This window comes from Streptomyces aurantiacus (assembly GCF_027107535.1).
GTDB lineage: Bacteria > Actinomycetota > Actinomycetes > Streptomycetales > Streptomycetaceae > Streptomyces.
In genome coordinates, this window is record NZ_CP114283.1 from 515885 (window position 1) to 538066 (window position 22182).

Here is a 22182-nt window from a genome sequence, read left to right on the forward strand (position 1 = left end):
TCCGCCACGGACTCCGCGGCGGAACCCTTGGTCGATTTGTCGCTCTTCGTCTTTTTCGTCTTTGGCACGTGTCCAGAGTAAGTCGCCTGTGACCACTCTGGGGACGGCCGGGCGGCCCGGGCGCAGTAGCGTTCCGTCCATGAGACTCGGTGTCCTGGACGTGGGTTCGAACACGGTGCATCTGCTGGTGGTGGACGCACACCCCGGCGCGCGCCCGCTGCCCGCGCATTCGCACAAGGCGGAGCTGCGGCTCGCCCAACTCCTCGACGCGAGCGGCGCGATCGATTCCGAAGGGGTCGACAAGCTGATCGCCGTCGTCCGGGAGGCGATGGAGGCCGCCGAGGACAAGGGTGTCGAGGACCTGCTGCCCTTCGCGACCTCCGCGGTCCGCGAGGCCAGCAACGCCGACGAGGTGCTGGCCCGGGTGCGCGCCGAGACCGGTGTGGAGCTCCAGGTCCTCACCGGCGCGGAGGAGGCCCGGCTCACCTTCCTCGCCGCCCGCCGCTGGTTCGGCTGGTCGGCCGGGAAGCTGCTCTGCCTGGACATCGGCGGCGGATCGCTGGAGATCGCGTACGGCATAGACGAGGAGCCCGACGCGGCGGCGTCACTGCCGCTGGGCGCGGGCCGGCTGACCGCGGGCTGGCTCCCGAGCGACCCCGCGGACCCGGCGGACATCAAGGCCCTGCGCCGGCACGTGCGGGCCCAGATCGCCCGTACGGTCGGGGAGTTCAGCCGCTTCGGCGCCCCCGACCACGTCGTCGCCACCTCCAAGACCTTCAAGCAGCTCGCCCGTCTCGCCGGCGCCGCGCGCTCGACCGACGGCCTGTACGTCCAGCGCGAGCTCAAGCGCCGCTCCCTGCAGGACTGGGTCCCGCGGCTCGCCTCCATGACCATCGCCGAACGCGCGGAACTCCCCGGGGTGTCCGAGGGCCGCGCGGGCCAGCTCCTCGCCGGCGCCATCGTCGCCGAGGGCGCGATGGACCTCTTCGGGGTGGAGACCGTGGAGATCTGCCCCTGGGCGCTCCGCGAGGGCGTGATCCTCCGCAGCCTCGACCAGATGGCCTCGCCGTAAGGATCAGGCGGCTTCGCCGTAGGGACCAGGCGGCCCCGCCGTAGGGGCGTCCGCAGGGGCGCGAGAAACCGGGCGCACAACCCCGGACAACCCCACCCGGCGCACACTCCACGCCCTGCCCGCCGCACGCCCCCACCCCACCCGCCTGGCGGCGCGGGGCCGTGACATGCGCGGCCGGGGCGTTCACGCGCCAGGCCCCCGGCAGGCCCGCTGCCGCCCGGGAGCGCGCCCCGTCGGCGACCCGGTGCTCCCCGGCCAAACCCCACCGCCCTGCCACAGCCACCGGAGCCACCCCGTAACCTGTCCCCGTGGCAGAACCAGTCGTGCGCATCCCGGATGCGAAGGTCGCGCTCTCCACGGCCTCCGTGTACCCGGAGTCGACGGCGACGGCCTTCGAGATCGCCGCGCGCCTCGGCTACGACGGTGTCGAGGTCATGGTGTGGACCGATCCGGTCAGCCAGGACATCGAGGCCCTGCGCCGCCTGAGCGACTACCACCACGTCCCGATCCTCGCCGTGCACGCTCCCTGCCTGCTCATCACCCAGCGCGTCTGGTCCACCGACCCGTGGACCAAGCTCCAGCGCGCCCAGGCGGCCGCCGAGAAGCTCGGGGCGAGCACGGTCGTCGTCCACCCTCCCTTCCGCTGGCAGCGCCAGTACTCCCGCGACTTCGTCAGCGGCATCTGGCGCATGGCGAACGAGACGGACGTACGGTTCGCCGTCGAAAACATGTATCCCTGGCGCTACCGCGACCGCGAGATGCTCGCGTACGCCCCCGACTGGGACGTGACGAAGGACGACTACCGGCACTTCACGATCGACCTGAGCCACACCGCGACCGCCCGCACCGACGCGCTCCAGATGGTCGACCGCATGAGCGACCGCCTCGGCCACGTCCACCTCGCCGACGGCAACGGCTCCAACAAGGACGAGCACCTGGTCCCCGGCCGCGGTACCCAGCCCTGCGCCGAGCTGCTCGAACGGCTCGCCCTGTCCGGGTTCGACGGCCACGTCGTCATCGAGGTCAACACCCGCCGGGCCATGTCGGGCGCCGAGCGCGAGGCCGACCTGGCGGAGGCCCTCGCCTTCACCCGGCTCCACCTGGCCTCGGCGGCCGCCCGGGTTCCGCGTACATGACCGCCGCCGCCCCGCGCCGCCGGGGACGCCCCTCCCGTACGGACTCCACCGACGCCCCCGCGGCCCGTGACCGCATCCTGGCGGCGGCCCGCGAGGAGTTCTCGGAGCGGGGCTTCGAGAAGACGTCCGTGCGCGGCATCGCCAAGGCGGCGGGCGTGGACTCGGCGCTCGTGCACCACTACTTCGGTACCAAGGAGCAGGTCTTCGAGTCGTCGATCGAGGTCGCGTTCGGCCCTCTCCTGAAGGCTCCCGGCGTGATCGACGAGGGCCCTCTCGACGGCGTCGGCGAGCAGCTGGCCCGCTTCTTCTTCGGGGTCTGGGAGAACCCGGCGACCCGCGGTGCGCTGCTCGCGATCATCCGCTCCGCCGTGAACAACGAGGTCGCGGCCACGGTCTTCCGCCGCCTCGTCTCGGCCCAGCTGCTGCGCCGCGTCGCGGGCCGGCTCGATGTGCCGGACGCCGAACTGCGCGCGGAACTGGCCGCCGCCCAGCTGGTCGGCATCGCGATGCTGCGTTACGTGATCAAGGTCGAGCCCCTCGCCTCGGCGGACCCGGAACAGATCATCGCGAGGGTGGCCCCCGTGATCCAGGGCCACCTGACGAACCCCTGAGCCCGGCCCCCTTCGGGGGAGCCCCGGAGGCTGCGGGGAACCGCGGCGGGTCGCCCACCACGGTCCGGGCCGAAAGCCGAGACAACCATCCCGCATTCCGGACATCGTGTCCGCCCCCTGGATGACCGGCGTACGCTCGATGGGAGTCAACACTCTCCGAAGGAGCGAGCGACGATGCCCGAGCTGAGGTCCCGCACAGTCACCCACGGCCGCAACATGGCGGGCGCACGCGCCCTTATGCGCGCCTCCGGTGTACCGGGCGCGGACATCGGCCGCAAGCCGATCATCGCGGTCGCCAACTCCTTCACGGAGTTCGTGCCCGGCCACACCCACCTCCAGCCCGTCGGCCGGATCGTGAGTGAGGCCATCACGGCCGCAGGCGGCATCCCGCGCGAGTTCAACACGATCGCCGTCGACGACGGCATCGCGATGGGCCACGGCGGAATGCTCTACTCCCTGCCGTCCCGCGACCTGATCGCGGACAGCGTGGAGTACATGGTCGAGGCCCACTGCGCCGACGCCCTGATCTGCATCTCGAACTGCGACAAGATCACCCCGGGCATGCTGAACGCCGCGCTGCGGCTCAACATCCCCACGGTCTTCGTCTCCGGCGGCCCGATGGAGTCCGGCCGGGCCACGCTGGTCGACGGCACGGTCCGCACGCTCGACCTGGTCGACGCGATCTCCGACGCCGTGAACGAGAAGATCTCGGACGAGGACATCCTCCGTATCGAGGAGAACGCCTGTCCGACGTGCGGTTCCTGTTCCGGCATGTTCACGGCCAACTCCATGAACTGCCTCGCGGAGGCCATCGGACTCGCCCTCCCGGGCAACGGCTCGGTCCTGGCCACGCACACGGCCCGCCGCGCGCTGTACGAGAACGCGGGCCGCACGGTGATGGACATCACCCGCCGCTACTACGAGCAGGACGACGAGACGGTCCTGCCCCGCAACGTCGCCACCTTCGCGGCCTTCCAGAACGCCATGGCCCTCGACATCGCGATGGGCGGCTCGACCAACACGATCCTGCACCTGCTGGCCGCGGCCCAGGAGGCGGGCGTCGCGTTCGACCTGGACGACATCAACGAGGTCTCGCGCCGGGTGCCGTGTCTGGCGAAGGTCGCACCGAACGTCGCCAAGGACCGCACGTACTACATGGAGGACGTGCACCGGGCCGGCGGCATCCCCGCCCTCCTCGGTGAACTGCACCGCGCGGGCCTGCTCAACGAGGACGTCAACTCGGTCCACAGCTCGTCCCTCGCCGACTGGCTGAAGACGTGGGACGTGCGCGGCGGCTCCCCGTCGCCGGAGGCCCTGGAGCTGTGGCACGCGGCCCCCGGCTGTGTGCGCTCGGCGGAGGCCTTCTCCCAGTCGGAGCGCTGGGAGGCCCTGGACACGGACGCCGCCGGCGGCTGCATCCGCAGCGCCGAGCACGCGTACTCGAAGGACGGCGGCCTCGCCGTCCTCAAGGGCAACCTCGCCGTCGACGGCTGTGTCGTGAAGACGGCCGGCGTGGACGAGTCGATCTGGACCTTCGAGGGCCCGGCGGTCGTCTGCGAGTCGCAGGAGGAAGCCGTCGACAAGATCCTCAAGAAGGAGATCACGCACGGCGACGTCGTCGTCATCCGCTACGAGGGCCCCAAGGGCGGGCCCGGCATGCAGGAGATGCTCTACCCGACCTCCTTCCTCAAGGGCCGCGGCCTCGGCAAGACCTGCGCCCTGATCACCGACGGCCGCTTCTCCGGCGGCACCTCGGGCCTGTCCATCGGCCACGCCTCGCCCGAGGCGGCGTCCGGCGGCACGATCGCCCTGGTCCGCGACGGCGACCGCATCCGCATCGACATCCCGGGCCGCAGCATCGAGCTCCTGGTCTCCGACGAGGAACTGGCCACGCGCCGCGAGGCCCTCGCAGGTGTGTACGCACCGGTCGCCCGTGACCGCAAGGTCTCGGCCGCCCTGCGCGCGTACGCCGCGATGGCGACCAGCGCGGACAAGGGCGCGGTCCGCGACGTCTCGAAGCTCGGCTAGCCCGGCAGCGCCACCCGCACGTGGACCCGCCCGGTCCTCACCACCGGGCGGGTTCGCCGTTCACTGGGGTCACCGGACGGCCGGGCCGGGCGACCGGTGACCCGCTTCACCAGGCGGCGGGGTTGCCCGCGTCCACCGCGAAGACGCTGCCGTCGGGCGCGCTGCCGAAGACCGCCCCGTCCATGACCACCGGCAGGGGCAGTTCCGCCACGACCCGCGCCGTGTCACCGCCCAGCCGGGGCCGGGTCTGACCCAGGGGTTCGCCGCTGTCGGCGTCCGTGGCGAGAAGACGGCCGTCCGGGCCGGTGACGTACACCCGGCCGCCCGCCACCACGGGCCGCGACGGACGGCTCACCGAAGTCTCCAGGCGCCACAGCTCGGAACCCTTCCCGGACGGCCGTGTGTCGACGGCCACGAGTGAGCCGCCCACGTCGCTGAGGTACGCGATTCCACCGCTCTGCGCGGCGGAGGCCCGGTCGAGCGGGGTCGGCAGGGGCACCCGGCGGGCGCTCCGCTTCCCGCTGTCGAACCGGACGATCGCGTCGACCATCTGGTCCGCGTTCGTCGACAGGAGGTACAGGGCGCCGTCGGGCGCGGAGAACGGGCTCAAATTCCCGGCCGCCGACCCCGTCCACAGCACCGTGCCCCGCTCCGCGGACACCGCGATCACCTGCGTGGCGGTCCCGTCGTCGGAGGGCGTCACCGCGTAAAGGACCTCCGCTCCGGCCTGGCCGCCGATCCACTGGGTGCCGAGTCCGCCGATCGGCGCGCTCCAGCGCTCCTCGCCCGTCGCACTGTCCAGCGCCCGCACCGCGCCACGCTCACCGACGAGGAGCGTGGTGTCCACACCGTGCACGACGGTCGCGTACGCGGAGATGTCCACGCCCCAACGCTGCTTGCCCGACCGCGGATCGACCGCGCCGAGCCGGCCGCCGCTCGTGATGTGCAACAGACCGCCCGACAGCTCGGGCAGCACTTTCGCGTCCGCTGAACCGTCGCCGCCGCCACGGCTGCCGCTGTCGCTGTCGCTGCCGTCACCGGCGGCATCGTCCCGCCCGCCCTTGTCCTCCCCCTCGCCCGCACCCGTTTCCGCGTCCCCGCCCTTGTACGACCACATGATCCGGCCGTCCACAGGATCGAGCCGCGCCGCCGGAACCCCGGGGGCCGAGCAGAAGAGGGCACCCTCACCCGAGGTACAGACCGGAGGCGTGACCTGTGCCCCGGCCGTCCGGGTGTCGGTGAGGGCCGTACTCCACGGCCGAAAGGCTTCCGGACTCGCCTCGGCGGAGCCGGCCGAAGGTGTCTCGGACGAGACCAGCTCCCGTACACCGAGAGCCCCGCCGACGGCCAGCACGAGTGCCGCGCCGGCCACCGCGGCCCGTCCGGGGCGACGGCGGGCACGGGCGGGAGCGGCTGTCACCGGCCGCGGCCCCGCGGCGATGTGCGTCTCCTCGGGAGGCCGCCGCTGGAGCGGGATCCGGGGTGCCGGCGCGGGCACCGGCTGCCGCAGTGCGTCCATCACCTCGGCGGGCAGGGGCCGTTCGGCCGGTTCCTTCGCGAGGCAGCGCAGGATCAGCGGTACCAGGTCGTCCGGGACGCCCGCCAGGTCCGGTTCGTTGTGCACCACCTGATACGCGACGATGTACGGGCTGTTGGAGTCGAAGGGCCCGCGGCCCGTCGCCGCGTGGGCGAGCACCGCGCCCATCGCGAACACGTCGGCGGCCGGCCCGACCTCCCTCGGCCGCTGGAACTGCTCGGGCGCCATGAACGGCGGCGAACCGATCAACTTGCCCGTCTCCGTGCGCACATCACTGTCCGTCGGCCGCGAGATGCCGAAGTCGATGACCTTCGGCCCGTCGGGCGCGAGAAGGACGTTGCTCGGCTTGAGATCACGGTGGACCACTCCGGCGCGATGGATGTCGCGCAGCGCCTCGGCCAGACCGGCACCGAGCCTGCGCACCTCGCCCGGCTCCATCGCGCCGTTCCGCTTCACCTGCTCGGCGAGGGTCGGGCCAGGTATGAACAGCGTTGCCATCCACGGCAGTTGGGCATTCGGGTCGGCGTCCACCACGGGCGCGGTGAAGGCTCCGCTCACCCGCCGGGCGGCGCTCACCTCCTGCTGGAAGCGTGCCCTGAACTCGGGGTCGGCCGCGTACTCGGCGTGGACGACCTTGACCGCGAGACGCAGTCCGGAAGCGGACGTCGCGAGATGCACCACACCCATGCCGCCCGCACCCAGGCACGACTCAAGGCGGTACTGCCCGGCGTAGTCCGGGTGTTCCGCTTCCTGTCCGGGTCCGAAGCTGCGCAGCGGGGCCATGGCCCACCCCCGTGTCTGTGTCCGCCGAGCGCGACGCACGGAGCCTAGTCGATGGTGCGTGCGATGTCGGAGGGGCTTGCTAGCCTGCGCGGGTCGCGTGTGAGAACCACGAATGCACCGACGGGGAAATCATCAACGGGGGAGGCAGCCATGGCTGTTGAGGAAGGCACGACCACGGTCGAAGGAACGGTCGAAGACACGGCTGAGGGGGCGGCGGGCGGGACACTGGCCGCCGCGGAGAGCGCGGAGGCGATGGCGGTCCGCTACCCGGTGGCTCCGGGCGTACGCCTGAAGGTCCGCAGCGGCCCCGGCACGCAGTACCAGCTCGTCAAGGTGCTGCCGCTCGGCGCCCGCGTGCCGATCAACTGCCAGAAGCCCGGCGAGTGGGTGACCGGCACGTACGGCACGACGAACGTCTGGGACAACATCGCCAACGGCCAGTACGTCTCGGACGCGTACGTGCAGACGGGCAGCGACGGTTACGTGGCACCGCGCTGCGCCTGAACGAAGCAGGGGCCATGAGACCCGGGAGGAAACAGAAGTGAAGTTCAGCAGGTCCGCGAGGTTCGGCAAGGGCAGAGCCGCGCTGGTCGCGGGTGCGGCCATCGGGGCGACCCTCATGGTCATGGGCTCGGCCCCGGCGGCGAGCGCCGTGAACCAGAGGTACTACTCGGTCGCCCCCGGCTACACCGTGAACGTCCGCAGCGGACCGAGCACCAGCTACTCCATCATCCGCACTCTGCCGGTCGGCGCCAAGGTCCCGGTCTACTGCCAGACACCGGGTGAGACGATCACCGGACCGTACGGCACGACGAAGATCTGGGACAACATCGACAACGGCGAGTACGTCTCGGACGCGTACGTGCAGACGGGCAGCGACGGTTACGTGGCAGGGCGCTGCGGCTGAACCGCCGGGAGCCCCGGTCCACCGACCACCGACCCGCCGACCGGCGGGCCACGGACCGGCGGGCCGTGGCTCCCGCTCGCCCCGCCACCGCTCCGGTAGGCACGTGGATGCCGTCGCCCGGCCGCCCGAGGCCATAATCGAACCGTGAGCGACGAACCAGGCACCTCCGCAGGCCCCCGCCCCGAACCGATCCGCTTCTTCGGAACGACGTGGGTGAACCACGACGGTGGTTACCGCGCCCGCCGCGCGGCGGTCACCGCGGGCTCACTCGCCGCGATCGTGGCCGGCTGCCTGGTCCTCCGCTTCGCGTACGAGGGCCTGGAGATCGCAGCCGTGGGCGGCTTCGTCACCCTCCTCGTCGTGACGATGTTCGCCGTCTGCAGCGCGGTCGCGTTCCGCACCACCTGGTCGGGCTACTCGGCCCGCCCGGCCCCGGACACCCAGTCCGCCCTTCGAGGCCTGCTGACCATCGGATTCGTCGGCACTCTCACCGCCTACTTCTTCCGCTCGCTGACCGAAGCCCCGGGCGAGCGCCTCCACCGCACCGAGTACGAGACGGCCCGCGCCCGGTACGACCGCCGCGCGTCCCGCCGCAAGGGGAAGCCGTCACGCGGACGACGCGCCTGACCGGGCGGCCCGCCGGACGGTCGAGGCAGTCCCTCTGTTCCCTCACCCGCGCTCCGGCCACGATGTGGCCATGACGGCGCACAGAGAAGTTCATCGGCAGCGACGTCACCGAGAAACGCGGCTCCGGCCTCCGGGCCCGTACGGAGGACGTCTTCGCCGGCGCCCCGTACCTGCCCCCGTGCACCCGACACGAGGTCCGCTGGAGCCGAACCGTCCCCCTGGACACTCACCTGGCCGACATCGGCAGCCACTCGGTCTTCCTGGTCCTGGGTGAGCAGGCGACAGCCGCCTTCTTCGCGGACGAGGGCGAACACCTCCTGAGCGCCTTCCCGGACGGCTCGGTACAGGAGACCTACGAGGTCGTAGTGATGGTCACAACACGCCCCTGACCTGCCTCTCACACACGCCGCCTCCCCTCGCCCCCGGTCCCTGAGCTTGAAGCCCTCCACCCGCCCGGTCGTCGCGGCCCCGGCCGTCCACCGCCCCTCACCCCGCTCCGCCCCAGGCCTGCGCCCCTCCTCTCCCAGCCGCCCCGGCGTCCACCGCCCCGGCGCCCCGCCGACGCGGCACTCCGCCATGCGATGCCCCGCCCGGGCTTGACGGCTCCTGCACCCGGGCGCATTATTCATCACATGATGAATAATGCTCCGGGCCCACCCGACCCCACGCCACAGACCCCGGACCACACACCGACTCCGGGCCACACAGCCGTCCCCTCCGCGGTCCACGCCGAGGCCCTCACCGTCGTCCGGGGCACCCGCCAGGTCCTCCGCGGACTCGACTTCGACGTCCCCCGCGGCCAGATCACCGGCCTGCTCGGCCCCTCGGGGTGCGGCAAATCCACCCTGATGAGGTCGATCGTCGGCACCCAGGCCCAGGTCACCGGCACCCTGGAAGTCCTCGGCCTGCCCGCGGGGCACGCCACACTCCGCTCCCGCATCGGATACGTCACCCAAGCCCCCTCCGTCTACGACGACCTGACCGTCCGCCAGAACCTGGACTACTTCGCCGCGATCCTCGACCCTGGCCGTGCCGCCGCCGCCCGCCGCCACGAGAACGTCACCCACGCCATCGCCGACGTGGACCTCGCCTCCCACGCCGACGCCCTGGCGGGCAACCTCTCCGGTGGCCAGCGCAGCCGTGTCTCACTCGCCGTGGCCCTCCTCGGCACCCCCGAACTGCTCGTCCTCGACGAACCCACGGTCGGCCTCGACCCCGTACTGCGCCGCGATCTGTGGCAGCTCTTCCACACCATCGCCACCGACCGGGGCGCCACCCTCCTCGTCTCCTCCCACGTCATGGACGAGGCCGAGCGCTGCCACCGCCTGCTCCTGATGCGCGAGGGCGGGATCCTCGCCGACGACACACCGGACGCCCTGCGCACCCGGACCGGCGCCGACACCGTCGAGGCCGCCTTCCTCCACCTGGTCGACGAAGCCATCGCGGCCGGCGACGAGCCCCGCGGCCAGCACCACGACAAGAACCACAAGGAGCCCGTCCGATGAGCACGAGCACCGCGCCACGCGCGAACCCGGCCGCACCCCCCAAGCCGAGCGCCATCAACCTCGCCCGCACCACCGCCACCGCGACCCGGGTCCTGCGCCAGCTCCGCCACGACCCGCGCACGATCGCGCTGATGATCCTCATCCCGTGCCTGATGCTTCTGCTGCTCCGCTACGTCTTCGACGGCAGCCCGCGCACCTTCGACTCCATCGGCGCCTCGCTCCTCGGCATCTTCCCCCTCATCACGATGTTCCTGGTGACCTCCATCGCCACCCTCCGCGAACGCACCTCCGGCACTCTGGAACGCCTCCTCGCCATGCCCCTCGGCAAGGCCGACCTCATCGCCGGCTACGCCCTCGCCTTCGGGGCCATCGCCATCGTCCAGTCCGTCCTGGCCACCGGTCTGGCCGTCTGGGCCCTCGGTCTCGACGTCACCGGCTCGGCCTGGCTGCTCCTCCTGGTCGCGCTGCTCGACGCCCTGCTCGGCACCGCCCTGGGCCTCTTCGTCTCGGCGTTCGCCTCCTCGGAGTTCCAGGCCGTCCAGTTCATGCCGGCCGTGATCTTTCCCCAGCTCCTCCTCTGCGGCCTGTTCACCCCGCGCCCCGACATGCACCCCGTACTCGAAGCCATCTCCAACGTCCTCCCCATGTCGTACGCCGTCGACGGCATGAACGAAGTCCTCATCCACACCGACATCACCGCCGCCTTCGTCCGCGACGCCCTGATCGTCGCGGCCTGCGCCCTCCTCGTCCTGACACTCGGCGCGGCAACCCTCCGCCGCCGCACCGCATAGCCGTGCCGGCCCTCAGCCCGCCCCGCCCGAAGGGCCCGACCGTGTCCCGCCCAGCGGACAACGCGGCCCGCCCCCGTGCCCCGGTGCGAGGATGGGCCCCGGACGACGCACCCCCGGAGGGCAACCGAACATGACCCAGAAAGTCGCAGTGCTCGGCACCGGCAAGATCGGCGAGGCCCTGCTCAGCGGAATGATCCGAGCCGGCTGGGCCCCTGCCGACCTCCTGGTCACCGCCCGCCGCCCCGAGCGCGCCAAGGAACTCCACGAGCGCCACGGCGTCACCCCGGTGACCAACCAGGAGGCCGCCAAGAGCGCGGACACCCTGATCCTCACGGTCAAGCCGCAGGACATGGGCACCCTCCTCGACGAACTGGCCCCGCACGTCCCCGCGGACCGCCTGGTCATCAGCGGCGCGGCGGGCATCCCCACCTCCTTCTTCGAGGAGCGCCTCGCCCAGAACACCCCCGTCGTCCGTGTCATGACGAACACCCCCGCCCTCGTCGACGAGGCCATGTCCGTCATCTCCGCCGGCAGCCACGCCACCGCCGAGCACCTCACCCACGCCGAGGAGATCTTCGGCGCCGTCGGCAAGACACTCCGCGTCCCCGAGTCCCAGCAGGACGCCTGCACCGCCCTCTCCGGCTCAGGACCGGCGTACTTCTTCTATCTGGTCGAGGCCATGACCGACGCCGGCATCCTGCTCGGTCTGCCCCGCGACAAGGCCCACGACCTCATCGTCCAGTCCGCGATCGGCGCCGCCGTGATGCTCCGCGACAGCGGCGAGCACCCCGTGAAGCTCCGCGAGAACGTCACGTCCCCCGCGGGCACCACGATCAACGCCATCCGCGAACTCGAGAACCACGGCGTACGGGCCGCCCTCATCGCGGCCCTGGAGGCAGCCCGCGACCGCAGTCGCGCACTGGCCTCCGGCAACGGCTGAGAGCCCCGGGGCCGGGCCCGCTCCCGGCCCCACCGCTCCTCACCCCGCCGGCAGCAGCCCGATCGCCCGGTACGCCGAGTCCACCGTCGGCCTCGCCATCTCCCTGGCCTTCTCGGCACCCTCCCGCAACACCCCCTCCACGTACGCAGGATCCGCGCACAACTCCTTGTGCCTCTGCTGTACGGGCCCGAGGAGCTCCACCACGGCCTCGGCGGTGTCCTTCTTCAAAGATCCGTACGACTCATATACACCGGCCAGGTCGTTCGGGTTCCCATCCGCACAGGCCGCGAGGATCTCCAGCAGGTTCGAGACCCCGGGCCGGGCCTCCCGGTCGTAGGCGACCTCCCGCCCGCTGTCCGTCACGGCCCTCATGATCTTCTTCCGGACGGCCTCGGGCTCGTCGAGCAGATAGACGATCCCGGGCCCCACGTCGTCGGACTTCCCCATCTTCGACGTCGGCTCCTGGAGGTTCATGACCCGCGTCGCCACCTCCGGATGCGTGGCCCGCGGCACCACGAACGTGTGCCCGTACCGCTGGTTGAACCGCACCGCCAGGTCCCGCGCCAGCTCCACGTGCTGCGCCTGGTCGTCCCCCACCGGCACCTCGTCGGTCCCGTACGCCAGGATGTCCGCCGCCATCAGCACGGGATACGTCAGCAGCGACAGCCGCACACTCCCGCCCCGCGCGCGCTCGGCCGCCGCCTTCTCCTTGTACTGGATCATCCGCCGCATCTCGCCGTCGGTGGCCACGCATTCCAGCAGGTACGACAACCGCGCATGCTCGTCCACGTGACTCTGTACGAAGAGGGTGCACAGCTTCGGATCGAGTCCCACGGCCAACAACAGGGTGGCCGCCTGCCGACTGAGCCTGCGGACCCGCCCGGGATCGTGGTCCACGGTCAGCGCGTGCAGGTCGACGACACAGAACAGTGCGTCGGCCTCGTGCTGGTCGACCGCGCTCCAGCGCCGCATCGCCCCCAGGTAGTTGCCCAGTGTCAGGTGCCCGGTCGGCTTGACCCCGCTGAAGACCCGCTTCATTCCTCTACCTCCTGGTCGAGGCCGCCACCACCGCCGGCCGGTGCTCCAGGAAGGAGATACGAGAACGGCCGCCGAGGCGGCGGCCGTTGAGTACACGCGTATGTACGGCCGCCGTCAGGTGGCCCACCACAACTGGGTGCACGCGTGCGTAGTCATGACACCGAGAGTACGCCTCCAGGGTGGCCCCGGGCCTCGGGTTGACACACCTCAGGCCGCTCCGTAGTGTTCTCCGAGTTGTCCGACGTGAGCGCCGACTTCGGTTGGTCCCCGGACAGCCATTCCGCAACAAACACACAGCGATCGACGACCCGTCGTCGGCTCGTTTTCATGCGCGTTTGCGAAATGAGGAATCCGCGTTCGAAAGGACGCAACCCCGATTAGCTCGGGGGCCGGGATTCCGCTAAAGTCTCACTCGTCGGAACGGCCCAACAGCCGCGAGGACAACCCACTTCGACTGGGAATCGGGCCCGAAAGGATCTGGTAGAGTCGACACCGCCGGAAAGGGAAACGCGAAAGCGGAAACCTGGAAAGCACCGAGGAAATCGGATCGGGAAACGGTCTGATAGAGTCGGAAACGCAAGACCGAAGGGAAGCGCCCGGAGGAAAGCCCGAGAGGGTGAGTACGAAGGAAGCGTCCGTTCCTTGAGAACTCAACAGCGTGCCAAAAATCAACGCCAGATATGTTGATACCCCGTCCATCACTTTGTGGTGGGTGGAGGTTCCTTTGAAAAAGTCCTGCCGGGCATTGTTCCGGTAGGCGCATCAGCGAGGACGCTGTGAACAGTCTTCCTTATTCCGGTTGACTGTTCCGCTCTCGTGGTGTTCTCCCGATTACGGGAATACATTCACGGAGAGTTTGATCCTGGCTCAGGACGAACGCTGGCGGCGTGCTTAACACATGCAAGTCGAACGATGAACCACTTCGGTGGGGATTAGTGGCGAACGGGTGAGTAACACGTGGGCAATCTGCCCTTCACTCTGGGACAAGCCCTGGAAACGGGGTCTAATACCGGATGATACTTCCACTCGCATGGGTGGGGGTTGAAAGCTCCGGCGGTGAAGGATGAGCCCGCGGCCTATCAGCTTGTTGGTGAGGTAGTGGCTCACCAAGGCGACGACGGGTAGCCGGCCTGAGAGGGCGACCGGCCACACTGGGACTGAGACACGGCCCAGACTCCTACGGGAGGCAGCAGTGGGGAATATTGCACAATGGGCGAAAGCCTGATGCAGCGACGCCGCGTGAGGGATGACGGCCTTCGGGTTGTAAACCTCTTTCAGCAGGGAAGAAGCGAAAGTGACGGTACCTGCAGAAGAAGCGCCGGCTAACTACGTGCCAGCAGCCGCGGTAATACGTAGGGCGCAAGCGTTGTCCGGAATTATTGGGCGTAAAGAGCTCGTAGGCGGTCTGTCGCGTCGGATGTGAAAGCCCGGGGCTTAACCCCGGGTCTGCATTCGATACGGGCAGACTAGAGTGTGGTAGGGGAGATCGGAATTCCTGGTGTAGCGGTGAAATGCGCAGATATCAGGAGGAACACCGGTGGCGAAGGCGGATCTCTGGGCCATTACTGACGCTGAGGAGCGAAAGCGTGGGGAGCGAACAGGATTAGATACCCTGGTAGTCCACGCCGTAAACGGTGGGAACTAGGTGTTGGCGACATTCCACGTCGTCGGTGCCGCAGCTAACGCATTAAGTTCCCCGCCTGGGGAGTACGGCCGCAAGGCTAAAACTCAAAGGAATTGACGGGGGCCCGCACAAGCAGCGGAGCATGTGGCTTAATTCGACGCAACGCGAAGAACCTTACCAAGGCTTGACATCGCCCGGAAAGCATCAGAGATGGTGCCCCCCTTGTGGTCGGGTGACAGGTGGTGCATGGCTGTCGTCAGCTCGTGTCGTGAGATGTTGGGTTAAGTCCCGCAACGAGCGCAACCCTTGTTCTGTGTTGCCAGCATGCCCTTCGGGGTGATGGGGACTCACAGGAGACTGCCGGGGTCAACTCGGAGGAAGGTGGGGACGACGTCAAGTCATCATGCCCCTTATGTCTTGGGCTGCACACGTGCTACAATGGCAGGTACAATGAGCTGCGATACCGCAAGGTGGAGCGAATCTCAAAAAGCCTGTCTCAGTTCGGATTGGGGTCTGCAACTCGACCCCATGAAGTCGGAGTTGCTAGTAATCGCAGATCAGCATTGCTGCGGTGAATACGTTCCCGGGCCTTGTACACACCGCCCGTCACGTCACGAAAGTCGGTAACACCCGAAGCCGGTGGCCCAACCCCCTTGTGGGGAGGGAGCTGTCGAAGGTGGGACTGGCGATTGGGACGAAGTCGTAACAAGGTAGCCGTACCGGAAGGTGCGGCTGGATCACCTCCTTTCTAAGGAGCATCTAGGCCGCCAAGCTTGCTTGGTGGTCCAGGGCCATTACGTCGGCACACGTTCGACGGTGGTTGCTCATGGGTGGAACGTTGATTATTCGGCACTCTTGGTCGTCTTCTCCTTCCAGTACTGTCCTTCGGGGCGTGGAAAGAATGAGGGAAGCGGCGAGGGTGCCGGGCACGCTGTTGGGTGTCTGAGGGTATGGCCGTATGGCTGCCTTCAGTGCCGGCCCCAGTGCACTCGCCTGTGAAGGCGGGGTGATGGGTGGTTGGTCGTTGTTTGAGAACTGCACAGTGGACGCGAGCATCTGTGGCCAAGTTTTTAAGGGCACACGGTGGATGCCTTGGTACCAGGAACCGATGAAGGACGTGGGAGGCCACGATAGTCCCCGGGGAGCCGTCAACCAGGCTTTGATCCGGGGGTTTCCGAATGGGGAAACCCGGCAGTCGTCATGGGCTGTCACCCACATCTGAACACATAGGGTGTGTGGAGGGAACGCGGGGAAGTGAAACATCTCAGTACCCGCAGGAAGAGAAAACAACCGTGATTCCGGGAGTAGTGGCGAGCGAAACCGGATGAGGCCAAACCGTATGTGTGTGAGACCCGGCAGGGGTTGCGCATGCGGGGTTGTGGGATCTCTCTTTCACAGTCTGCCGGCTGTGAGACGAGTCAGAAACCGTTGGTGTAGGCGAAGGACATGCGAAAGGTCCGGCGTAGAGGGTAAGACCCCCGTAGTCGAAACATCAACGGCTCGTTTGAGAGACACCCAAGTAGCACGGGGCCCGAGAAATCCCGTGTGAATCTGGCGGGACCACCCGCTAAGCCTAAATATTCCCTGGTGACCGATAGCGGATAGTACCGTGAGGGAATGGTGAAAAGTACCGCGGGAGCGGAGTGAAATAGTACCTGAAACCGTGTGCCTACAAGCCGTGGGAGCGTCGCTCACAGAGTTTACTCTGTGGGTCGTGACTGCGTGCCTTTTGAAGAATGAGCCTGCGAGTTTGCGGTGTGTTGCGAGGTTAACCCGTGTGGGGAAGCCGTAGCGAAAGCGAGTCCGAATAGGGCGATTCAGTAGCGCGCTCAAGACCCGAAGCGGAGTGATCTAGCCATGGGCAGGTTGAAGCGGCTGTAAGAGGTCGTGGAGGACCGAACCCACCAGGGTTGAAAACCTGGGGGATGACCTGTGGTTAGGGGTGAAAGGCCAATCAAACTCCGTGATAGCTGGTTCTCCCCGAAATGCATTTAGGTGCAGCGTCGTGTGTTTCTTGCCGGAGGTAGAGCACTGGATAGGCGATGGGCCCTACCGGGTTACTGACCTTAGCCAAACTCCGAATGCCGGTAAGTGAGAGCGCGGCAGTGAGACTGTGGGGGATAAGCTCCATGGTCGAGAGGGAAACAGCCCAGAGCATCGACTAAGGCCCCTAAGCGTACGCTAAGTGGGAAAGGATGTGGAGTCGCACAGACAACCAGGAGGTTGGCTTAGAAGCAGCCACCCTTGAAAGAGTGCGTAATAGCTCACTGGTCTAGTGATTCCGCGCCGACAATGTAGCGGGGCTCAAGCGTACCGCCGAAGTCGTGTCATTCGTACATATATCCCCAACGGGAGTACGGATGGGTAGGGGAGCGTCGTGTGCCGGGTGAAGCCGCGCCGGAAGGCAGTGGTGGACGGTTCACGAGTGAGAATGCAGGCATGAGTAGCGATACACACGTGAGAAACGTGTGCGCCGATTGACTAAGGGTTCCTGGGTCAAGCTGATCTGCCCAGGGTAAGTCGGGACCTAAGGCGAGGCCGACAGGCGTAGTCGATGGATAACCGGTTGATATTCCGGTACCCGCTGTGAAGCGTCAAACATTGAACCAGGCGATGCTAAGTCCGTGAAGCCGTTCCGGACCCTTCGGGGAAAGGAAAGTGGTGGAGCCGACGGACCAGACCTGCAGTAGGTGAGTGATGGGGTGACGCAGGAAGGTAGTCCATCCCGGGCGGTGGTTGTCCCGGGGTAAGGGTGTAGCCCGTGTGATAGGTAAATCCGTCGCACATCAAGGGTGAGACCTGATGCCGAGCCGATTGTGGTGAAGTGGATGATCCTATGCTGTCGAGAAAAGCCTCTAGCGAGTTTCATGGCGGCCCGTACCCTAAACCGACTCAGGTGGTCAGGTAGAGAATACCGAGGCGTTCGGGTGAACTATGGTTAAGGAACTCGGCAAAATGCCCCCGTAACTTCGGGAGAAGGGGGGCCATCACCGGTGATAGCACTTGCTGCTTGAGCTGGGGGTGGCCGCAGAGACCAGCGAGAAGCGACTGTTTACTAAAAACACAGGTCCGTGCGAAGCCGTAAGGCGATGTATACGGACTGACGCCTGCCCGGTGCTGGAACGTTAAGGGGACCGGTTAGTCAAACTTCGGTTTGGCGAAGCTGAGAACTTAAGCGCCAGTAAACGGCGGTGGTAACTATAACCATCCTAAGGTAGCGAAATTCCTTGTCGGGTAAGTTCCGACCTGCACGAATGGCGTAACGACTTCTCGACTGTCTCAACCATAGGCCCGGTGAAATTGCACTACGAGTAAAGATGCTCGTTTCGCGCAGCAGGACGGAAAGACCCCGGGACCTTTACTACAGTTTGATATTGGTGTTCGGTTCGGCTTGTGTAGGATAGCTGGGAGACTTTGAAGTCATGGCGCCAGCCATGGTGGAGTCGTCGTTGAAATACCAGTCTGGTCGTGCTGGATGTCTAACCTGGGTCCGTGATCCGGATCAGGGACAGTGTCTGATGGGTAGTTTAACTGGGGCGGTTGCCTCCTAAAGAGTAACGGAGGCGCCCAAAGGTTCCCTCAGCCTGGTTGGCAATCAGGTGTTGAGTGTAAGTGCACAAGGGAGCTTGACTGTGAGACCGACGGGTCGAGCAGGGACGAAAGTCGGGACTAGTGATCCGGCGGTGGCTTGTGGAAGCGCCGTCGCTCAACGGATAAAAGGTACCCCGGGGATAACAGGCTGATCTTCCCCAAGAGTCCATATCGACGGGATGGTTTGGCACCTCGATGTCGGCTCGTCGCATCCTGGGGCTGGAGTCGGTCCCAAGGGTTGGGCTGTTCGCCCATTAAAGCGGTACGCGAGCTGGGTTTAGAACGTCGTGAGACAGTTCGGTCCCTATCCGCTGTGCGCGTAGGAATATTGAGAAGGGCTGTCCCTAGTACGAGAGGACCGGGACGGACGAACCTCTGGTGTGCCAGTTGTCCTGCCAAGGGCATGGCTGGTTGGCTACGTTCGGGAGGGATAACCGCTGAAAGCATCTAAGCGGGAAGCCTGCTTCGAGATGAGTATTCCCACCAACTAGATTGGTTAAGGCTCCCAGTAGACGACTGGGTTGATAGGCCAGATGTGGAAGCCCTGTAAGGGGTGAAGCTGACTGGTACTAATAGGCCGAGGGCTTGTCCTCAGTTGCTCGCGTCCACTGTGTTGGTTCTGAAACCACGAACAATCCCATACCCTTGTTTGGCCACGGGGTATGGTGCCGCAGTTTGAGTGTTTCATAGTGTTTCGGTGGTCATAGCGTGAGGGAAACGCCCGGTTACATTCCGAACCCGGAAGCTAAGCCTTACAGCGCCGATGGTACTGCAGGGGGGACCCTGTGGGAGAGTAGGACGCCGCCGAACGTATATTGCTGATAGCCCCCGCACTCCGGTGCGGGGGCTATTTTGCGTTTAGGGTCGGAGTTATGCGCTATGAACTGGTGATCTTCGACAACGACGGCGTTCTCGTGGACAGCGAGCCGATCTCCAACGCGCTTCTCGCCGCGTATCTCACCGAGCTCGGGCACCCCACCTCGTACGAGGAGTCCCTGCGCGACTACATGGGTGCCGCCATGCATCGCGTACACGACATGATCGAGGAACGGACCGCGGAACGGCTGCCGGCCGACTTCGACGACGTCTTCCACGGGCGGGTGTTCGCCGCCTTCGAGAAGGAGCTGGAGCCGGTCACGGGAGCCGTGGAGGTCCTGGAGAAGCTCGCCGCGGACGGAGTTCCGTACTGTGTGGCGTCGTCCGGGAGCCATGAGCGCATCCGGGTGGGGCACCGGAAGACCGGGCTGGACCGGTGGTTCGACGACGGGCGGATCTTCAGCTCGCAGGATGTGGGGCGGGGGAAGCCCGCACCCGACCTGTTCCTGTACGCGGCAGGGCGGATGGGGGTCACCCCGGAGAAATGCCTCGTCATCGAGGACAGCCCGCTAGGGGTCCGGGCCGCCGTTGCGGCGGGGATGGACGTGTACGGCTTCACGGCCATGACACCGGCCGAGCGGCTGGCCGGGGCCGACCGCCTCTTCGGGCAGATGAGCGAGCTGATGGGGCTGCTCCAGAGCTGACGGGACGCCTCGAAGAAGACCAGTCGATCTTGAGATCTCGAAGCTGAGCAAAATTCATCTTCTGAACCATCTACCCACGAGTAAGCCGGAGCCCTACGCTGTGCCGCCATGACAGATGTGCTGCGGCGTGGCCGGGCCTCGTTGGCGTTCAGTTTCTTCGCCCAGGGCGTCGCCTTCGCGCTGCTCGTGACGCGTATCCCCGCGATCCAGGACCGGTACGGGATATCCGACGGGCTGCTGCCCGCCTTCCTCGCTGCCGTGCCGATCCTCGCCGGGGTCGGGAGCGTCTGTACCGAGCACCTGGTGAAGCGGGTGCCGCCGAGTCACGTACTGCGATGGTCGCAGCCCGTCGTGCTGCTCGCGCTGCTCGGTGTCGGCGCCGGTGACGGCCTGTGGGCGATCGGGCTCTCCCTCGCCGCCTTCGGGCTGGCCGTCGGAGCCCTCGACGCGTCCATGAACATGCTCGGGGTGAGCCTCCAGCACACCTACGGGCGCAGCATCATGCTCGGGTTCCATGCCGCGTACAGCCTGGGCGGGATCATCGGGGCCTCGCTCGCCTGGGTGGGGGCGCACTGGGACCTGGCGTTGTTCGTGTCGTACCTGCCCGTCGTGCTGGTGCTGTTGCCCGCCGCACTCGTGGCGAGCCGGTGGTACGTCGACAGGGGTGGCCCCGAAGAAGCCCCTGTGCCGGACGAGGGCGCTGGCAAGGGTGGCGGTGCGGGGCTGGGGTCCAGGATGCTCCTGCCGTTGTGTCTGGTGATGGCCGTCGCGTACATCGGCGATTCGACCGTCTCCAACTGGAGCGCCAAGTACCTGCAGGACGTGCTCGGCAGCTCGGAGCAGATGGCGACCCTTCCGTACAACGTCTACATGATCACCACGCTGCTCGGGCGGGCGGTCGGGGACCTCGGGGTGCGGCGCTTCGGGGCCGTGACGGTCGTGCGGGTGGGGGCCCTGCTCGCCGCCGTGGGCTTCGCGGTCGTGGCGGCCGCGCCGGGAGCCTGGGTCGGGATGCTCGGCTTCACGCTCGTGGGATTCGGCCTGTGCGTGATCGTGCCGCAGACCTTCGCGGCGGCGGGAAGGCTGTTCCCCGGGGCGGCGGACGCGGCCGTCGCGCGGCTGAACATCTTCAACTATGTGGGGTTCCTGGTCGGTTCGCCCCTGGTGGGGGCTCTGGGCGACGTGTGGAGCTATCGGGGAGCGATGCTCGTACCGATGGCCTTGGTCCTGGTGACGTTGGTGTACGCCCGTTCGTTCGGTTCCGGACCTTCCGGATACGGTGACGGGCATGAGCGGCCGCGCACAGCTGATGTGGGACGAGGCAGTAACGGGCTATGACTTCGGCCCGGACCATCCGATGGATCCGGTCCGGCTGGCACTGACCCGGAGCCTGGTCGACGCCTTCGGGCTCGACCGGGAGATGGATGTCGTCGCGGCCAAGGCCGCCGGGGACTCCACGCTGCGGCTGGTGCACCGGGAGGACTACGTCGAGGCGGTCAAGGCCGCCTCCGCGGATCCCCGGGCGGCGGACGGGGCGTACGGGCTGGGGACCGTGGACGATCCCGCGTTCGCCGGTATGCACGAGGCCTCCGCTCTGATCGCCGGCCAGTCGGTGGGCGCCGCCGAGGCCGTGTGGCGGGGTGAGGCGCTGCACGCGGTGAACTTCGCGGGCGGGCTCCACCACGCGATGCCCGGGGGCGCCTCCGGGTTCTGCATCTACAACGACGCCTCGCTGGCCATCGCCCGGCTGCTGGAGCTCGGGGCCGAGCGGGTCGCGTACGTGGATGTGGACGTGCACCACGGCGACGGTGTGCAGGCCGCGTTCTGGGACGACCCTCGGGTACTGACGGTGTCGCTGCACGAGCACCCGCGGACCCTGTTCCCGCAGACGGGGTGGCCCGAGGAGACCGGGGCCGCGGACGCGGAGGGCTCCGCCGTGAACGTGGCGTTGCCGGCCGGGACCGGGGACGCGGGGTGGCTGCGGGCCTTCCACTCCGTCGTGCCGGAGCTGATCGCCGACTTCCGGCCGCAGGTACTCGTCACCCAGCACGGGGCCGATACGCACTTCGAGGATCCGCTCGCTCATCTCGCCGTGTCGCTCGACGCCCAGCGGGCCGTGCAGGTCGCCTGTCACGAGCTGGCGCACGAGCACGCCGAGGGGCGGTGGATCGCCCTCGGCGGAGGCGGATACGCCGTCGTGGATGTCGTACCGCGGTCCTGGACGCATCTGGTGGCGATCGCGGCAGGGCGGGAGGTGGCGCCCGAGTCCGTCATCCCCGAGAGCTGGCGGCAGGAAGTGTTCGCCCGTACGCGGCAGTTGGCGCCCGCGCGGATGACCGACGGGCGCTGGCCCGTGGAGTGGGCGCGGTGGGAGGCGGGGTACGACCCAGCGGACCGCCTGGACCAGGCGGTACTGGCCGCGCGCAAGGCGGTGTTTCCCCTGCGGGGGCTGTTGGCGTAGGGCCCCTGGCG

At 67.7% G+C, this 22182-nt stretch carries 15 protein-coding genes and 3 rRNA genes; 16 read left to right on the forward strand and 2 right to left on the reverse strand.

Features of this window, described 5'->3' with window-relative positions; genetic code table 11:
- Positions 1 to 139: 139 nt before the first annotated feature.
- The 4 genes from O1Q96_RS03985 (at position 140) to ilvD (ending at position 4847) form a co-directional block, all read left to right on the forward strand.
- A complete protein-coding gene (locus O1Q96_RS03985; protein WP_269246875.1) occupies positions 140 to 1072 on the forward strand; it encodes a Ppx/GppA family phosphatase in 933 nt (310 codons plus the stop codon).
- A gap of 308 nt (positions 1073 to 1380) precedes the next feature.
- A complete protein-coding gene (locus O1Q96_RS03990; protein WP_269246876.1) occupies positions 1381 to 2208 on the forward strand; it encodes a sugar phosphate isomerase/epimerase family protein in 828 nt (275 codons plus the stop codon).
- Positions 2205 to 2819, forward strand: coding sequence for a TetR/AcrR family transcriptional regulator (locus tag O1Q96_RS03995; RefSeq protein WP_269246877.1), 615 nt, complete (start codon positions 2205 to 2207; stop codon positions 2817 to 2819). Before O1Q96_RS03990 ends, O1Q96_RS03995 begins: the two co-directional genes overlap by 4 nt.
- Before the next feature lie 174 nt (positions 2820 to 2993).
- A complete protein-coding gene (ilvD, locus tag O1Q96_RS04000) occupies positions 2994 to 4847 on the forward strand; it encodes a dihydroxy-acid dehydratase (RefSeq protein WP_269246878.1) in 1854 nt (617 codons plus the stop codon).
- A gap of 106 nt (positions 4848 to 4953) precedes the next feature.
- Here ilvD and O1Q96_RS04005 read toward each other — a convergent pair whose 3' ends face one another.
- Positions 4954 to 7167, reverse strand: a complete 2214-nt coding sequence (locus tag O1Q96_RS04005; protein WP_269246879.1) for a serine/threonine-protein kinase — start codon at positions 7165 to 7167, stop codon at positions 4954 to 4956.
- A 150-nt stretch (positions 7168 to 7317) separates the two neighbouring features.
- Between O1Q96_RS04005 and O1Q96_RS04010 the strand changes: the two genes are divergently transcribed.
- The 6 genes from O1Q96_RS04010 (at position 7318) to proC (ending at position 11937) form a co-directional block, all read left to right on the forward strand.
- Complete coding sequence (locus O1Q96_RS04010) at positions 7318 to 7671, forward strand: peptidase (RefSeq protein WP_269246880.1); 354 nt, start codon at positions 7318 to 7320, stop codon at positions 7669 to 7671.
- 115 nt (positions 7672 to 7786) lie between these two features.
- Positions 7787 to 8074 carry an SH3 domain-containing protein gene (locus O1Q96_RS04015; RefSeq protein WP_269253468.1) on the forward strand — a complete coding sequence of 96 codons (288 nt, stop codon included), beginning with the start codon at positions 7787 to 7789 and terminating at the stop codon, positions 8072 to 8074.
- Between the two features lie 144 nt (positions 8075 to 8218).
- Positions 8219 to 8701, forward strand: coding sequence for an EamA/RhaT family transporter (locus O1Q96_RS04020; protein WP_269246881.1), 483 nt, complete (start codon positions 8219 to 8221; stop codon positions 8699 to 8701).
- 632 nt (positions 8702 to 9333) lie between these two features.
- Positions 9334 to 10206 carry an ABC transporter ATP-binding protein gene (locus O1Q96_RS04025; protein WP_269246882.1) on the forward strand — a complete coding sequence of 291 codons (873 nt, stop codon included), beginning with the start codon at positions 9334 to 9336 and terminating at the stop codon, positions 10204 to 10206.
- Positions 10203 to 10997, forward strand: a complete 795-nt coding sequence (locus O1Q96_RS04030; protein ID WP_269246883.1) for an ABC transporter permease — start codon at positions 10203 to 10205, stop codon at positions 10995 to 10997. Before O1Q96_RS04025 ends, O1Q96_RS04030 begins: the two co-directional genes overlap by 4 nt.
- 130 nt (positions 10998 to 11127) lie before the next feature.
- Positions 11128 to 11937, forward strand: coding sequence for a pyrroline-5-carboxylate reductase (gene proC / locus O1Q96_RS04035; RefSeq protein ID WP_269246884.1), 810 nt, complete (start codon positions 11128 to 11130; stop codon positions 11935 to 11937).
- A gap of 39 nt (positions 11938 to 11976) precedes the next feature.
- Here the strand turns inward: proC and trpS are convergent, their stop codons facing one another.
- The gene (gene trpS, locus O1Q96_RS04040; RefSeq protein ID WP_269246885.1) at positions 11977 to 12975 is read right to left on the reverse strand and encodes a tryptophan--tRNA ligase; all 999 of its coding nucleotides are present in this window, start codon (positions 12973 to 12975) and stop codon (positions 11977 to 11979) included.
- An 844-nt stretch (positions 12976 to 13819) separates the two neighbouring features.
- Here trpS and O1Q96_RS04045 point away from each other — a divergent pair.
- From O1Q96_RS04045 to O1Q96_RS04070, 6 genes are all read left to right on the forward strand, one after another.
- Positions 13820 to 15347 (forward strand): 16S ribosomal RNA (locus O1Q96_RS04045).
- A gap of 312 nt (positions 15348 to 15659) precedes the next feature.
- Positions 15660 to 18783: ribosomal RNA gene (locus O1Q96_RS04050) — 23S ribosomal RNA — on the forward strand.
- Positions 18784 to 18883: 100 nt separating this feature from the next.
- Positions 18884 to 19000: ribosomal RNA gene (rrf, locus tag O1Q96_RS04055) — 5S ribosomal RNA — on the forward strand.
- The 16S, 23S and 5S rRNA genes sit together here, the layout of an rRNA operon.
- Positions 19001 to 19062: 62 nt before the next feature.
- Complete coding sequence (locus O1Q96_RS04060) at positions 19063 to 19710, forward strand: HAD family hydrolase (RefSeq protein ID WP_269246886.1); 648 nt, start codon at positions 19063 to 19065, stop codon at positions 19708 to 19710.
- Positions 19711 to 19818: 108 nt separating this feature from the next.
- Positions 19819 to 21048 (forward strand): MFS transporter, encoded by a 1230-nt coding sequence (locus tag O1Q96_RS04065; RefSeq protein WP_269246887.1) that lies wholly within the window; start codon positions 19819 to 19821, stop codon positions 21046 to 21048.
- On the forward strand, positions 20999 to 22171 hold the full coding sequence (locus tag O1Q96_RS04070; protein ID WP_269246888.1) for an acetoin utilization protein AcuC: 1173 nt from the start codon (positions 20999 to 21001) through the stop codon (positions 22169 to 22171). The genes O1Q96_RS04065 and O1Q96_RS04070 overlap by 50 nt, the downstream gene beginning before the upstream one ends.
- Positions 22172 to 22182: the final 11 nt, after the last annotated feature.